Annotated in this window: 13 protein-coding genes; 7 read left to right on the forward strand and 6 right to left on the reverse strand. The window is 37.9% G+C overall.

What is annotated here, in order from left to right:
* Complete coding sequence (locus P4L16_03885; protein ID MDR3624264.1) at nt 1-1518, reverse strand: ComEC/Rec2 family competence protein; 1518 nt, start codon at nt 1516-1518, stop codon at nt 1-3.
* The gene (locus P4L16_03890) at nt 1509-2801 is read right to left on the reverse strand and encodes an NAD(P)/FAD-dependent oxidoreductase (protein ID MDR3624265.1); all 1293 of its coding nucleotides are present in this window, start codon (nt 2799-2801) and stop codon (nt 1509-1511) included. The genes P4L16_03885 and P4L16_03890 overlap by 10 nt, the downstream gene beginning before the upstream one ends.
* 108 nt (nt 2802-2909) lie before the next feature.
* On the opposite strand from P4L16_03890, the gene hprK reads away from it, so the two are divergent.
* Genes hprK through ptsP form a run of 3 tightly spaced genes read left to right on the forward strand, consistent with a single transcriptional unit; the run spans nt 2910 to nt 5938 of the window.
* The gene (gene hprK, locus P4L16_03895) at nt 2910-3851 is read left to right on the forward strand and encodes an HPr(Ser) kinase/phosphatase (GenBank protein MDR3624266.1); all 942 of its coding nucleotides are present in this window, start codon (nt 2910-2912) and stop codon (nt 3849-3851) included.
* A complete protein-coding gene (locus tag P4L16_03900) occupies nt 3852-4118 on the forward strand; it encodes an HPr family phosphocarrier protein (protein ID MDR3624267.1) in 267 nt (88 codons plus the stop codon). It begins immediately after the preceding gene.
* Between the two features lie 5 nt (nt 4119-4123).
* On the forward strand, nt 4124-5938 hold the full coding sequence (gene ptsP, locus P4L16_03905) for a phosphoenolpyruvate--protein phosphotransferase (GenBank protein ID MDR3624268.1): 1815 nt from the start codon (nt 4124-4126) through the stop codon (nt 5936-5938).
* Here ptsP and P4L16_03910 read toward each other — a convergent pair.
* Nucleotides 5889-6206 (reverse strand): YbaB/EbfC family nucleoid-associated protein, encoded by a 318-nt coding sequence (locus P4L16_03910; GenBank protein ID MDR3624269.1) that lies wholly within the window; start codon nt 6204-6206, stop codon nt 5889-5891. The two genes, ptsP and P4L16_03910, sit on opposite strands and share 50 nt — an antisense overlap.
* A 13-nt stretch (nt 6207-6219) precedes the next feature.
* Entirely contained in the window at nt 6220-7602 is a 1383-nt protein-coding gene (gene dnaX, locus P4L16_03915; GenBank protein ID MDR3624270.1) for a DNA polymerase III subunit gamma/tau, read from the reverse strand.
* 226 nt (nt 7603-7828) lie between these two features.
* Here dnaX and P4L16_03920 point away from each other — a divergent pair, with 226 nt between their 5' ends.
* A complete protein-coding gene (locus P4L16_03920; protein ID MDR3624271.1) occupies nt 7829-8251 on the forward strand; it encodes a hypothetical protein in 423 nt (140 codons plus the stop codon).
* 14 nt (nt 8252-8265) lie between these two features.
* Here the strand turns inward: P4L16_03920 and P4L16_03925 are convergent, their stop codons facing one another.
* On the reverse strand, nt 8266-9756 hold the full coding sequence (locus tag P4L16_03925) for a hypothetical protein (protein MDR3624272.1): 1491 nt from the start codon (nt 9754-9756) through the stop codon (nt 8266-8268).
* A gap of 151 nt (nt 9757-9907) precedes the next feature.
* Here P4L16_03925 and P4L16_03930 point away from each other — a divergent pair, with 151 nt between their 5' ends.
* Nucleotides 9908-12067, forward strand: coding sequence for an HDIG domain-containing protein (locus P4L16_03930; GenBank protein ID MDR3624273.1), 2160 nt, complete (start codon nt 9908-9910; stop codon nt 12065-12067).
* Nucleotides 12060-12836: an SDR family NAD(P)-dependent oxidoreductase gene (locus P4L16_03935; GenBank protein MDR3624274.1), complete on the forward strand. Its 777-nt coding sequence runs from the start codon at nt 12060-12062 to the stop codon at nt 12834-12836. The genes P4L16_03930 and P4L16_03935 overlap by 8 nt, the downstream gene beginning before the upstream one ends.
* Before the next feature lie 70 nt (nt 12837-12906).
* Here the strand turns inward: P4L16_03935 and P4L16_03940 are convergent, their stop codons facing one another.
* Nucleotides 12907-14670, reverse strand: coding sequence for a phospho-sugar mutase (locus tag P4L16_03940; GenBank protein ID MDR3624275.1), 1764 nt, complete (start codon nt 14668-14670; stop codon nt 12907-12909).
* 545 nt (nt 14671-15215) lie between these two features.
* Between P4L16_03940 and P4L16_03945 the strand changes: the two genes are divergently transcribed.
* Nucleotides 15216-15875, forward strand: a complete 660-nt coding sequence (locus P4L16_03945; protein MDR3624276.1) for a hypothetical protein — start codon at nt 15216-15218, stop codon at nt 15873-15875.
* Nucleotides 15876-16023 lie beyond the last annotated feature (148 nt).

Genomic DNA, 16023 nt, shown 5'->3' on the forward strand with positions numbered 1-16023 from the left:
TTAGAGATAGTTAAATAATTTGCTTTGCTGTTTTTCCTTTGTGTGTCGATTGAGAAATATGCCAACCATGAGAAGAAGTGAAAAGTAGTAAATTAAACTTTTTTGTGAAATGGCCTCGGTATGAATGGAATTTGTGAGTGGCGTTGGGACGTGTGTTATGAAGCGCAAGATAAATGTAGTATATAGTTCGTTGAGCATGTGTAAATAAGTGCCCATAAAGGGCATAATCACATCCAAGATGAGAGATAAAATAAGAAAGATGAAAGATAGGCTTAGAAGGAAGGGGAAAAATAGATTGTAGACCAGTGAAAGAAGTGGAAACTCTTGAAAAAGTGTGAGAAGAAGAAGAAAAGTTACAAGAAAGACAGAAATGTTGAGTGCAAGTGTTCTTTTAAAAAAGGTGAGCAGGATAAGCCCCAATTTATTGATGAGATTAAATTTTAGAGCCTGACTCAAAGGTCTTTTTTTCCAAATTCTAGAAAAATATTCTTCAATAATGGGGTAGAAAAGAAGAATTCCAAAAGTTGCAAAAAAACTTAGCTGAAATCCCATTTGAAGGCAGGATAGTGGGTTGATAAGGAGTATGATGATAAGAGATAATCCAAGGCGGTTAAGTGGCAAGCTTTCTCTACCTATTAGCTGACCTACAAGAAAGATGAGGATGCTGATCCAGGCTCTTTGTACAGAAGGAGAGGGGCCTACAAAAAGAAAGTAGAGTGTAAGTAACAAGATGAGCGAATAGGTTGCAAGTTTTGGGCTCAAAAGAGGTTTTATAAGTAAAGAAAGGAGCCATGCCAGTAGAGAAAAATGAAAACCAGATATGGCAAGGACATGTTGCATACCAAGTGCTTTTAAGTTATGTTTAAGTATATTTGATGTTATTTCTCCTGTAAATAATCCAGATAAAAGCTCTGAAACATGCATATTTTTGACTTTTGAAGAGATATGTTTTTTGACAGATTCTTTTGCAAGAAAGCGCCATTCTGAAAAGTTGAAGTAGTCTCTTACTCTCCTCCAAGAAGCCTTTTCATCTATTTTTAAATGATAATTACCTCTGCTTTTGCTAAAAAGTGTGCCCTCTATAAGGTATGTATGTCCCTTTGGTCTATTGAGGCTCTCTTTTATTCTTAGCGTGCAAGGAAGCTTTGTTGATGCAAGCGTGGAGAAATTTTTGATGGAGCCTTTGTAGAGGTAGGATGAGGAGAAAGAGTTTTTTACTCTAGAAATTGAGTCAATTTGAAAAAGAGCTGTTCCTTTTATGCCCTCTTTGGGGATATCAGAAAAGGAAAAAGGATAGAGACCGCAAACTAAAGCAGATAGGCTTAAAAAGAGGGTTGCTATGCTTCTTGGTAAAAATGCATGTACAAAAAATGCTGGAAAAAGCAGCAGTAAAAGAGGGAATAAGAGGGTATAGTCTTTTGTATAGGCATGAGCAAATCCTATACAAATTCCAAGGCCATAGATGAGTCCAGGGTGCTCTTTCCAAAAGTCTATATATTTTTTTAGAGTTAATTCCATTTTGTAGGAGAGTGTACTTTAACACTTTCAGACTCATGCAGAGGGCCAGTAATGAGTCTTGATGCCCGCTTGCCGGTGATTAGCCACATGAGCCATCTTAAAGTCACAATAAAACGGTTTCTATAGCTTATGAGATAGGCTATATGAATGCCTCCCCAGGCAAGCCATGCAAAGAAGCCAGAGAATGTAAAGGGACCAATAGATGCGATGGCTTTATAGAGGCCAATGGTTGCCATTGTCCCTTTGTCAAAGTAGGCAAAAGGAGGGCGTTTTTCTTTTGAAAAGTTTTTCTTGATGATTTTGGCTACATATTTTCCCTCTTGGACTGCAGCTGGTGCAACTGCAGGAATGGGTTTTCCATGTTTTCCAATTACTCCAGCAGCATCTCCGATGACAAAAATATTAGAGTGTCCTGGAATGGAAAGATCTTTTTCTACAAGTACACGTCCTTGACGATCTAGGGGAACATCGAGAGTTTTTAATAGAGGAGATGCTTGGTTTCCAGCGGCCCAGATGACATTTTTTGTTGGAATACAAAGGCCCTCTGCTTCTACACCCTCATCAGTGACTTCTAAAACCTTGGTGCTCGTAAGTACGATGACCCCAAGCTTTTCTAAATCTTTTTTTGCAACAGCGCACAGTTTTGGATGAAACCCTGGCAGAATTTGAGGAGCTGCTTCTATGAGAAAGACTTTTGTCTTTGTGATATCGATTCTATTAAAGTCTTTGATCATTGTTTTATAGGCAATTTCAGCTATGGCACCTGCAAGTTCAACTCCTGTAGGGCCACCTCCAACGATGACGAAATTTAGATAGCGCTCTATTTCAGACAATTTAGAGCTTCTTTCAGCGATTTCAAAAGACATGAGAATCTCTTCTCGAAGGCTTAGCGCTTCTTGTAGTGTTTTAATTCCAGGAGCGGCCTCTTCCCAATGTTTGTTGCCAAAATAGGAGTGTCTTGCACCCACTGCCACGATGAGATAATCAAAATGTATGGGGTCTGTGTGCGTTAAGTGGATGAGGTTTGCACTTTTATCGATAGAGACAACTTCACTCATAATTACTGAAACATTATTATAAGAATGAAAAATCTCACGAATGGGTGTTGCGATGTCAGCACCGGAGAGAGCTGCGCTTGCAACCTGGTAAAGAAGAGGTTGAAAGAGATGATGGTTTGTTTTGTCAATAATTACGATGTCAATAGGCTCGCATCTTAGCTTAAGAGCGGCATTTAAGCCTCCAAAGCCGGCACCTATAATAACTACTTTAGGGCGTTTATTCATAAAGCACTCATCCTTAAACCTAATGGAATCAAGTTGACAAGATAGCAGATTTTTTCTTATGAAAGTAGTAAAATTAGAATAAGATCTTAATTTGCAAAAAAGTATTAAATGTATTTAGTAGAAGATCTTTATAGACAGCATGGCTCGTCTCTTGGCCTGGAATGTATTGCTGGAAAATCAGGCATGAGAAGGCGTATTAACGTACCAGAAGCTCATAGGCCAGGTCTTTCTCTTTCTGGCTATCTTAAAAGTCACGCTAGTAAGAGAATTTTGATTTTTGGTAAGGTCGAAATAGAATACTTGCGTGATTTAGCTCCAGAAGTTCGCATTCAGCGACTTGAAGATATTTTGTCGATGCCAACACCTGCCATCATGGTTGCAAGGCGCTATCGGCCACTTAAGGAGCTTGTACGGCTTTGTGAAGAGAGGAGCATACCTCTTTTTAGAGCTAGCATGACGACGATGAATCTCTTGAGTAAACTTACGCTTCTTTTGACAGAAGAGTTTTCTCCAAGTTTAAATTGTCATGGCACCCTTGTAGAAGTTTTTGGTGTAGGCGTTATGATTCAAGGAGAGTCTTCTGTAGGAAAAAGCGAGGCAGGCCTTGGACTTATAGAAAGGGGACATAGACTTATCTCTGATGATATTGTAAAAGTAAGGCGTAGAGAAGGGGGGTATTTGGAAGGCTCTGGTGCAGAGTTAACACGTCACCATATGGAAATTCGAGGGCTTGGAATTATTAATGTAGCTCATCTTTATGGAGCTGTTTGTGTAAGAGAAAAGAAAAGTGTAGATCTTGTGGTAAAGTTAGAAGTATGGGATAATCACAATTTTTATGATAGAGTTGGCTTAGAGGAGAAGTATTGTGACTTGCTTGGTGTTAAAGTGCCTTTTCATGTATTACCAGTTAAGCCAGGAAGGGATGTAGTGCTTTTATTGGAAACAATCGCTCTTAATCATAGGCTGAAAAAAATGGGGTATAATTCCGCAAAAGAGTTTAATACAAAGCTTTTAGAGACGATTTCAAGAAAACAAAGAAAGGGGCGCTAAATGAAATATGTGCGCCAGGTCAAAGTAAAAAACGCTTTGGGTCTTCATACAAGGCCAGCAACGGCAATTGTAAAGCTTTTGCAAGATTGTAAAAGTCAAGTGTCTTTTACATATAAAAAGGATACAATCAACGCAAAGAGCATTATGAGCATATTGATACTGGCAGCTAGAAAGAATTCTAAGATTACTATTACGGCTGAGGGTAGTGATGCTGATGAAATTATTGGTAAACTTGTAGATGCATTTGATACAAGCTTTGGAGAGTAACATGTATGATGGCTGTAAACAAAAAGATAAAAAAAAGAGGAGAGATCATACTGCAAGGGCTTCCTATTTGTGTTGGAATTGCAATTGGAAAGGCTGTTATTTTCACACCTGTAGATGAAGAGGTAACGGAATTTAATATTGAAGAGAAACATATCGATGGTGAAATTGTCAGGTATAGAAATGCATTGCAACGCAGTAAACAAGAGGTGCAAAAGCTTAAGGCCCGTCTAGAGAGAGAAAGAGCTTGGGAAGGTGTTGCAATTCTTGATGGTCATCTTGTTATGTTACAAGATCCAACACTCACAATTGATGTAGAAGCACAGATTAGATCACTAAGAAAAAATACTGAGGCTATTGTACAAGCAACTGTTGCTGAATATCAAGATCGCTTCAATAAAATTACTAGTAAGTTTTTCAAAGAACGTTTTAAAGACGTTCAAGATGTCTCTAAGAGAATCATTAGGCATTTACAAGACAACGTGCACAATTCTCTTGCAGATCTTCCCGTTAACTCCATTGTTTTTTCAGAGGAACTATCCCCTTCCGATACGGCAGAAGCACAAAATACGAGGTCTATTGCCTTTGTTACGGAAAAAGGAGGACAGACATCGCATACAGCGATTATGGCAAAAGCGCAAGGGATACCCTATGTTGCAAATGTTCAGTTTGAATCTATAAAATCTGTTCTTAAAGATGCTGTTATCATTGTAGATGCATTTGCAGGTAATGTAATTATTAATCCTCAGAAAAGTACACTCGATTTTTATATAGAAAAGAAGAGGGAATGGGAAAAAAGCAAATCTCAAGGAAAAAGCAACATGCTTCCTGCTGAAACAATAGATGGCTATCAAGTAAGCCTTACAGCAAATGTAGAGGTATGTAGTGAGCTTGAATTGCTTCATGAACATGGTGGGCATGGTGTAGGACTATTTCGCTCAGAGTCTTTGCTGATGACGGAAGGGAAATTTCCAACAGAAGAAGAACAATTTGTGGTTTATAAGCAGATGGTAGAAAGCATGAAGGGGCTACCTATTGTTTTTCGCACGTTTGATATTGGTGGTGACAAGTTTGGACGTTTTTATGTTTCAAAAAGAGAAGATAATCCCTTTCTTGGCTGTAGAGCTATTCGTTTGATGCTTAAAGAAAAAGAAGAGTTTAAAGCGCAGCTTAAGGCTATATTGCGAGCAAGTGCTTTTGGTAATTTGAGCATATTATTTCCGATGATATCTTGTCCAAGTGAATTGCATAGTGCAAAAGCATGCTTAAATGAGGCAAAAGAAGAATTAAAACAGCAAAAGATCTGTTTTAATGACTCTCTAAAGGTCGGTTGTATGATTGAAGTGCCCTCTGCTGCAATGACTGCTGATTTTCTTGCAAAAGAGTGTGATTTTTTATCCATTGGAACAAACGATTTAGTGCAGTATTGTATAGCAGTGGATAGGGGAAATCAAGCGATGAGCTATTTATATTCTCCATTACATCCAAGTGTTCTTCGCATGATTAAGCTGGTTGTAAATCAGGCACTTTTACATAAAATACCTGTGACTGTATGTGGTGAAATGGCAGCGGATCCTCGTTTCACAGAGCTGCTTTTAGGACTTGGTATTCATGAGCTCTCGGTAATACCAAGAGCCATCCCCATTATCAAAGAGACAATTCGACAACTAAGTATTGTACAGGCAGTAAAACTTGCAGACAAGGTTCTCTTGCTCTCCTCGTCTGCAGAAGTTCACTCTTTTCTCGAAAAGTCGAAACACAGAGGCGCGGATTTTAAAGTCCAAAAGCGCTTAGGTCTGGAAGGCCTGGAAGTTGAGGCATAGAGGAAGACGCCGCGCTCTGTAGTTGTTTGAAGGCGCTTTTATAAGCTTCTTTAATAAGATCTTCTAGCCCTTCAAGATCATCAGGATCGACACACTCTTTTTTGATAGAAATTTTTAGCATTTCATGCTCACCATTTAAGGTGATAGCTACAAGGCCATTTCCAGCAAGACCTGTAACTTCTGTTGCTTTTGCTTGCTCTTGCATCTTGCTAAACTGTTCTTGAAGAGCGCGTGCTTGTTTTTTCTGTTTTGCAAATCCACTACCCATGATTATTAATCCTTTAAGACAATATTTTTTTAAGAGTGCCCTCAAGCTCTATTGCAGCAAAGCGCATGATGGTATCATCTCTTCCTTTTGCAATAGAGTCTTTAGGAAGCGTTGCCCTCTGAGAAGAGGGTTTTTTTTCTGATATATCTACGTTTGGAGCAGAAGGAGTCCAAGAAGGCTTTTCTTCTAGTAGAACAGAAGGGGGTATAGGTGTGTTCTTTGAAGGCTCTGTTATTACTAGTGATTGAATAGTTTGCTCTATTTCTGATAACTTTTTTGTAAGGACTTCTACAGAAATGCGTCCATGGCTGCGTAAAATGTGCAAGAGAATTGCTTCTAAAGCGATTTGTGAGAGGTTTGTATTCTTCATCTCTTGTCTTGTTTCTATCAAATAATTCAATAGGTCTAAACACTGTTCTTGAGAATAAAATGCCCCATGTTTTTGATAGGTTTCTCTGTCAGCTGGTGAAAAAACTTGATGAGCAATAGTTAAGGGGCTTACTTTTACGAGTAGTAAATTTCTAAAATGCTCGATAAGCCCATCTAAAAAGTGAAAGATGTTTTTCCCTTCTAGAAAAACTTGGTGTGCAATATCAAAAGCGCAGGCCAAATCACCTTTTTTCCCAGCAAGATCTAGCTTAAAAAAGGTTTCTGTTGGCATTAATCCAAAGACATGGATGATGGATTCGGTAGTAATTTTTTCTTTTTCGAATGAAATAATTTGATCAAAGAGAGATTCTGCATCTCGAAGACTTCCCTCTGCATTTTTTGCTATAAGAAGGAGGGCTTCTGTGTCTACATCTACTTTTACATCTTTTGCAATTTTACGTAATTTTTCTACGATTTTGTCTAAAGAGATGCGTAGGAGTTGAAAGCGTTGACAGCGACTTAAGATGGTAGAGGGAATCTTGTGAGGCTCTGTTGTTGCAAAAAAGAATTTAACAGTGGCAGGGGGCTCTTCAAGTGTTTTGAGAAGGGCGTTAAAAGCCTCTTTTGTGAGCATGTGCACTTCGTCGATGAGATAAATCTTGTATTTCCCAGAAGAGGGGCTATAGCTTACTGTTTCATTAATGCTGCGGATATCGTCAATTCCTCTGTTAGATGCGCCATCAATTTCTAAAACATCTAAAGAGCAGCCTGCAGTAATTTCTTTACATGAAGGGCATGCGTTACAAGGTTCGAAATCTTTGCTTAAATTGCTGCAGTTAAGTGCTTTAGCAAAAATTCTTGCAATACTAGTTTTCCCGCAGCCTCGAGAGCCACAAAAAAGATAAGCATGAGCTAATCTTTCAAACTTGATGGCATTGACAAGCGTTGTAACAAGTGCTTCTTGCCCAACAACATCGCAAAATTGTTGAGGTCTGTATTTTCTTGCTAAAACCTGATACTTTTGCATAAAGCATTCCAATAGTAATAAACGTGATCTAAGTTTAAGAAAAAGCGCTTTGCTTGTCTATCTATATACGCAAACAAGTTCAAAAATCAATTCTTAAACTTGTTTGTGTATGTACGAGTTATTAAAATAATACTGGGGGAAAATCCGGCTAATGGGAGAAATAGTAGTGAAAAATGATTGGGAGTGATAGAGTTTGGAAAAAAAACTCAGGTTATAGATTTTTTAAATGAAATACCTTCTTGTTGTAATTATTACTTTAGCTTTTTTACAGTCAGCATTGGCAAATCAAGAGGCACAGCCTTGCCAGGGCGGTGTTTATTTTATCAAGGATATTGGTGAGACTGCTTATTTTCTTGTAGAAAAGTTAAGGGAGTGCGGTATTCTTGCAAGAACTGTGATTATCAACGCAAAAAAACCAGAGATCCTCTTCGATAATACAACAGCTCTATTTGTTCATAATCCAAAAACCAGAAGGGCATATGAGTTAAGTGTTGCTCCCCTAATGTGTGGCAAGAGCCCTGGTAGCTCTGCATTGTGGCTTATGCTTGTAGATCCCAAGAAGTGCGCTTATGTGTACATTACTTCCTATGATGGTCAGGGTAATTTTATTGATTTGCGACCTTATCTCTTTCCCGTTTCATGTGAATGAGGTGTGAGTTACAGTTATTTTTTTTTCCCGGACTTTTTATTGTTATTAGCACTTGTAGATCCGTTTGAAGGAAGGATAGGTTTATCTCTTAATGCTTTAAGCTGCTCTTCAAGTTGTGTTTTTTCTATTGTAAGCTGCTCAATTGTCTCATCTTTTTCGCTGTTACTCATTAGAAGAGTGCGATTTTCCGCTTCAAGTTCTTGTATTTTTCGTTGTAGTTCTTCAATTTCTTCTCGAGAGGCTGCAGCTTGTATGCGCATTGTCCTTTCTGCTATTTCAGTATTACATTGTTCAAGCTCTGTATTTCTTAATTGTAATACTGTATTTTGGGCTTGAAGTTCCTGCAAGTTTTGACGAAGGTGCATACTGAGAAGTTGATATTCTTGAATTTGGGATTGCTGTAGCTCTGTTAGAGATGGTGTAGCCTTAGAAGTTTCTGTAGGGCTTGGAGGATTTGCTGTTTGTATGGGAGTAGTTGGGCTTTCTTCTGCAGAGTATAGATCAGAAATTACTGGAGTTAGGGGGGTTATGGGTGGGAAAGTTCTCGTTTGTAGTCCTTCTGGAGATTGCAATTGTCCTAGGCAGGTAGTGAAAGTAGTAATGGCATTTTGAGCAATTGTATTTATAGCAGAAAGCTTTTGTTGGAAGGGAGAGTCTTGTATAGTTTGAAGAGGTTGGATTAGCCTCTGATAAGATTGAAGTAGAGTAATGCCTTCAGGAATTGCTTTTTGTAGATATTGGTAAAGTTCTATAGATGGAGCCTTGTTGTACGATTGAAGCTGTTTTTGAATGCGAATATGAAGGCAGTAAGCAATATCAGGATATTGATTTTCTGAAAGAAGCTCACCGTTGGGTTCACTTGGAGTTGCGGCTGTAATCTCTTGCGAAGATTCTGTGGAGCTAGATGTTGAAGAGCTAGCCCCTTGATGGTTGTGTTGTGGTAGCTTGTTTAGTAATAAATTAGATACACCTATAAAGCTTGTGTCATTTACTCCAAAAGATCCTTCATACGCACTTTTTAACTTATGTAAACCAGATTTTAAAGTTTCATTAATATGAACCATTTTTAAAGATAGTTTTGCAAGTTTTGTTAAAACATATTGAGTTATGCTTTTAGTGCTTTCAAAGAGTTTTTTTATGACTGTTTCTTCACATAAATGTGGAGCATGAGATATCAATAGGTCATATTGAGTTATGAGCTGAAACTTACGTTCAAAGGAACTTTCAAATAGGGAATAGGTATTAAATGATTGTTTTAATTTATCATATTGCTTAGTAATGCGTTGCTGATCTTGATGTACAGTAGAGTATTTAAATTTGCTGGATATACGCTGAGACATTAGATCTCTATAATCATTTGTAAGAGTGTCCATTTCCGCTTGGAGAATAGTAGCGTTACTCAATAGTTGTGAGTGATTTCTTTCTAAGGGCTGAAAAGTCTCTATAATGTGATTGTAGAGGATATAGCTGAATTCGGAGGGATATTGAACAGCAGAAGTAGACATAGACGAGCTCATGGGTAAAAAAAACACAGATTGTATGGGATTACTGCAATTTCTTTATAGTAGATTTATCGAAATTTAACGCAATAGTTTTTTTGTGTATAAATCATTTTGTATGGTATAAGGAGCGTTTGCATATACGAGAATAAATCTTATGACGCCACACAAAGATGTTGTACCGGATGAAAGGGAAGATGAGTTTCAAGAGGTAGGCAAGGAACCAGGGTTTTTTGATAAAAACCCTTATGTTAGAGGGTTAATTGCACTTTTTTTGGTCGCTTCTATTTTTATATTTCTACATATGAAAGAAGTAAGGGTAGACGTTTTAGAGCTCAACAGTATCGCTCAAAAGTATGTAGTCAGTCAAGTCGACTTTGAATTTCCAGATGACGAGGAGACTCTTATTTTACGCCAAGAGGCCATAAGAGATGTTGGGAAAATTTATAAAATTCAAGAAAAAGAAGTGCAAGAGCGCAGGCTAGAGCTAGAAAAAGAGTTGATTCATAACCAGAGCTGGAGGCACTTTTCAGATCTTACTACTTTTGAAGAGGTTTATGCCGCAGTAGACATGCTAGCAACAGCTCTTTTACAAAGTCGCTTTACTGATGCAAGAACGATTCAAAAAATTAAAGAGATGCATATTTCAGATGCAAACTACTATCTTTTTATTCCCTTGCTTGACTCACAGATACCAATTGATTTACCACAAGATTTTTGGATGAGGGTAAAAGCAGTAACGTTTTTAAAAAATCCGCTTCCACGTGGTACCATTGACTACATTTTTGACTATTTTAAAGAAAAAACCTGGCATTTGTCAGAAGACATTAATGCCTCCCGTCTTTTGAAAAAGCAGCTTCGAGCAACAATTCCAGAAAAATACACGCATATCTCTGCAGGAAGTCGTATTATAGACCAAGGAGAAAAAGTTACAAGTAGGCATATTGCTATGTTACAGGCCATGAAAGAGGAGCTTGGGCAAGAAAGAAATCTGTGGCATCCATTGACAGTTATTGGATCTCTTCTTATATCACTTGTTACAGTACTTGTAGGGGCATTTTATGTGAGAGTTTCTCATGGTGAAATCTACGCCTCAAATAAAAAGCTATTTTTACTTTCTACAATTATCGTGATCACTTTGTTGCTTGCAAAAATCGCTGAATATTTTTTGCTAAAGAATACAAGCCATCTCATAGATTTTGTGCGCTATCCTATATTTGTTCCCTTTGCTGCTATTTTAATTTGTAGCTTGATGAATGCACGCATTGCAATATTTTCAGGTGCCTTTTTGGCTATTATCTTAACGCTTGGCTTACAAATTGACAGGGCAGGCTTTTTTCTTGTCAATTTAATCCCTGCAATTGTAGCCGTTCTTAGCATGACTGCGATCCACAGAAGAAAAGAAGTTTTTATTGTCTGTTCAAAAGCGTGGCTCTCTGCAATTGTCCTTGTGATAGGTCTTGATTTTTCGGAAGGAGGGCGTGTTGGCGTTTTAATGCTGGGAGACCTTTTCAGTACACTTATCTTTATGATAACGACAGGTATTTTTGTTGTAGGCTTTTTGCCGATCTTTGAATATCTCTTTAGCATGATGACAGATATTACATTGATGGAATACATGGATCCAACTAATGAATTGCTTCGAAGGCTCATGATAGAGGCTCCAGGAACCTATCAACACTCTATTGTAGTTGGAAACTTGGCGGAAGCTGCAGCTCTTGCAATTGGTGCAAATGGTCTTTTCTGTAGAGTATCCACTCAGTATCATGATATAGGCAAGTTGATCGCCCCTCAATATTTTACAGAAAACCAGCAAGGTGGCATCAACATGCATCAGTTGTTAACGCCTATAGAGTCATCTCAGGTAATTATTTCTCATGTGAGTGAGGGTGTTGCTATGGCAAGAAAGGCAGGGCTTCCAGAGTCCTTTATTTCTATCATTAAAGAGCACCATGGTAATACTTTGGTCTACTATTTTTATCATAAACAAATTGACCTTATGGGCGGGGATGGAAGTCTTGTAGATGAGAAAGACTATCGTTATATGGGCCCAAAACCACGTTCTAAAGAATCTGCAATTATTATGATAGCAGACTCTTTAGAGGCTGCAGCGCGCTCTTTGGATGAATTTACCGTAGAGGCTATCACAAGCTTGGTAGAGCGCCTAGTCTCAGAAAAAGCAGAAGATGGACAGTTTAATGATTGCCAATTGACATTTGAGGAGCTAAAAATAGTTAAGCAAACAATCATTCAAACACTTGTTGCTTCGGCGCATGCCCGCATCAAATACCCAAGAAAAAGAGTACTTGGTGTTTAGTTTAGCCTGTGTCACAGGGGCAAGTTCTGGTATTGGAAAAGAATTGTGCAAATTGCTTGCAAAAAGGCATATTCCCCTTTTAATTACAGGTAGAGATGAAAGAGCGTTGCATGCTCTTGCAGAGGAACTTACAATCTATGTTGCTGTTCATATTGTTGTATGTGATTTGTCAAAAAAGGAAGATCGTACACATCTTATTCAGGAGATGCGTTTATTAAAACCAGATCTTGTAGTTAATAATGCAGGTTTTGGTCTATATGGAGAGGCGATTTCGTATGCTGTAGAAGATACGCTTTCTATGATAGAAGTCAATATTGCAGCAGTCGCTGAAATTACTCTGGAGGCAATTATTCTCCTAAAAAAAGATAGAAGAACAGGAACTATTTTGAATGTATCTTCTGTTGCAGCCTATTTTCGGCCCTTTCCCTCCTTTGTGACATATGCTGCAAGTAAAGATTTTGTTTTATCTTTTTCTAGGGGCGTGGATAACGAGTCTAGTGCTTATGGCATTCGTGTGCTGACAGCTGTTCCTGGTCAAGTAAAAACGGGCTTTCGCTTTCGTGCAGCAAAAGGTGTAGAGCAAAAGGACTCTTCTCTTGCTATGAGTGCATCTTTTGCTGCAAAGCAAATATGGAAGCAAATCCAAACGCAAAAGAGAGTGTCACTATTTGATTGGCGCTACAAAATGGCTATACTTCTTTCGCATTTTATACCAAAGCCACTTATTGCAATGCTTCTTAAGCATTCTATCAAAAGACTTCTTGCATAATTAGCTTTGCTTAGAAAAATTTCAATTTTAACAAGCAAATGTAATTACGCAAGAAGTCTAAAGATAGAAGTTACTGAAGATCCTTTTTAAGGGATTCTAGAAGTGTTGTAACTTTTGCATCACACGCTTTTACACCCTCTTCAACAGAAGAGAAGGTTTTAGAAGAGACTTCACCATACAATTTAATTTTTGGCTCCGTTCCAGATGGGCGTATGACGAGTCTACTTTTATCTTGCAGCCAAAACACTAATACGTCTGAGGTTGGTAGAGTAAGCTTTTCTTGTTTACCTGTTAACAGATGGTTTTTTTCCGATGTTTTGTAGTCATCAATTGTTTCTATAGGGATATTATTAAAAGTCTTTGGTGGCGTTTTACGTAAGTTTTCCATCAGAGCTTTCATGGTAGCAATGCCCTCTTTCCCAGGAAAGGTGAGTGATATGAGCTTTTCACGAAATACACCCTGTTTTTTGTAGATATTATGTAATAGGTCAAGAAGGGTCAGATTTTGTAGTTTTGCATTGAGTGCCACTTCTGCAATTAGAGCTGTTGCAATTACAGCATCTTTATCGCGGCTATTGGTTCCAAGAAGAGTTCCATAAGACTCCTCTCCTCCATAAATATATTGATAGCCATTAGGATCACTTTCCCATTTTTTTATTAGCTCTCCAATATATTTAAAGCCTGTAAGTACATTAAAACAAGGTTTTTTGTAGCTATCAGCAATGGATTGAAAGAGTTCGGATGTAACGATTGTCTTGATGAAGGCTGCATTTATAGGTAAACGATTTTGTTTGGTAAGAGCTTCAAGAATATGTTCTAGGCAAATACAAGCTATTTCGTTGCCATTGAAGATGATGGGTTCTCCCTTATGCATTGCAACAACACCCATGCGATCAGAGTCAGGATCTGTTGCTACAAGGATATCGGAAGAAGTCTCTTGTAATTTTTTGATCCCAAGAAGAAGAGCAGATTTTTCTTCAGGGTTTGGACTTGGCGTTGTTGGAAAGTCGCCGTTGGGAACAATTTGTTCATCTACAAATTTGAGATTTGAAAATCCCCAATCGCTCAAGACCTTTGGCACTACTGTAATTCCAGCTCCATAAAGGCTTGTATATACAATATTGAGTTTGGGGCCTTGCTTTTTATTTTGATCAGGATAGCATTGCAAGGGTTTAATTGCTTTAATATAGGCATCATCAATCTCTTCATGGACAATTTCAACTAGATCGTTTGGAAGTTGTGTGAATTTGACTTGTGTTGGATCTGTAACTTTTTGCACCTCTTCGATAATGCCTATATCATGTGGAGGTAGAACTTGAGCTCCATCGTCCCAATACACTTTATATCCATTGTATTCTGGAGGGTTATGAGAAGCTGTTACCATGATTGCAGATAAGCATTTTTTTAGCCTGCATCCAAAAGATACGAGAGGTACTGGACGAAGAGCAGAGTAGATGTAAACTTTAATCCCGTTGGCAGCAAGTACTTTTGCAGATTCTTCTGCAAAAAGTTTGGAGTTATTTCTGCAGTCATAACCGATGAGTACGCTGTGTTCTTTTTGGGTTTTAGGCTGCTTGTTAATATAATTTGCAAGTCCTTGTGTTGCAGCTGTTACGGTGTAGATATTCATACGATTACTGCCAATACCCATAACACCGCGAAGGCCACCTGTTCCAAAGCTAAGTGTTGTATAGAAAGCTTCTATTAAGTCTTTAGGAGATTCTTTTAATAAACGCTGGATTTCTGCCTTAGTGGCATCGTCATAGGGGCCCTCTAGCCAATCATTGATATGCTTTTGAGTTGCTGCATCGAAAGAAGAAAGTGAGTTATCCATGCTCTTTATGTCCTCTAAGTTATGTAAATGGCTTCAGGTTATTTAGAATTATTTTTTTATGCAAGACGAATTCTAGAATTCCCTTGTATAAAAAATAAATTTAAATAATATTGGCAAAAAATTACTTTAATGGTAAGATGAAATTAGAAGAGAGTATAGGAAGGTTTGAAGACAGGTGAATTCATATACTTCAGTACCTCTCTTCAGTAACTGCAAGGCGGCTTGTAGCCCTAAGTACAAAACTGGGGTGATGAGTTTTGAGTTTCTCTTCTTTGAGAGAAAATCTTACCCACAAGATAAGGAGTTTGTTCTCTTATGTATAAAGTGGTGAAGAGCGCCTTGCAGATTACGCTTTTAGGGTTTTTGTAACCGCTTGGTTCTTGAGCTTTTTAGTGCGCTTTTGTATCGCAGATTGTTAAAGAGGTTTCTTGCCCCTATAACATAGGGGAATGAACAAGGAGTTTCTTTCCTACAAAATCTTGAACGTGTACTTTGGTGTGTAAAAGGCAGAGGGTTCCAGGCGGCTACTTTTTTCTGGGGGTGTTGTGGCTATATTAGATCGTTATTTTACTAAAATAGAAGCAAGGCCTCTTTCAGTTTCAAAAACAAGCTTTTTATTACTTGGGTACTTTGATACGAAGCGGGAGCTCGCATCGATTCTTTCAACCATGGGTAGGAAGATGTCTTCCGCTTGTGAAATTCATATTAGCATAAAAGATGTAACTTCTGAGAAAGTTGTTGATGAGGTTAGTTTTCCTGTTATTGGGAAAGATAAGGGAGAATTCAGGGGTGAGAAGTTTACATTTTCTGATCACGCAGAGAATATGTTGTTTATTGGGAAGTATTTTGATATTCCCGATCATAAGGATCATGCTGCTCATACGCGTTATTTTGCAGAATTTGTGCTTCAGGCAGATGATAAGAGAGAGAGTGTTATTATAAGTTATTTTAGTTCTATGAATGAATTTGTTCAGATTTTTTTTGAAGTTGGAAAGAAAATTCGCGGTGATGGTGTTTTACAATTTTCGATAAGGAATCTGAATAGTCCTACTAAAAATCTTATTTCTACGGTTTATAAATGTTATCAAGATGGCAGGGTTTTAGTACCCGATCTAGAGCCTCATTACATCAACTTGAAGGAGAAGGCAGCGGTTCAGCATTATGCACTTTTTCTTTGGGAGACTAGCCTTTCATGTATATATTAACCTGAGTTATTAGACTTCTTGCGTAATTACATTTGCTTGTTAAAATTGTCTTTTTTGACATCTTTATCGTTAAATTTTTCAACCATATGTTCACATATGCTTGAAAAATTTATCAATAAATCTACTCAAAAAATTTCAATTTTTCTAA

The organism is Chlamydiales bacterium, from assembly GCA_031292375.1.
GTDB lineage: Bacteria > Chlamydiota > Chlamydiia > Chlamydiales > VFKH01 > JARLHF01.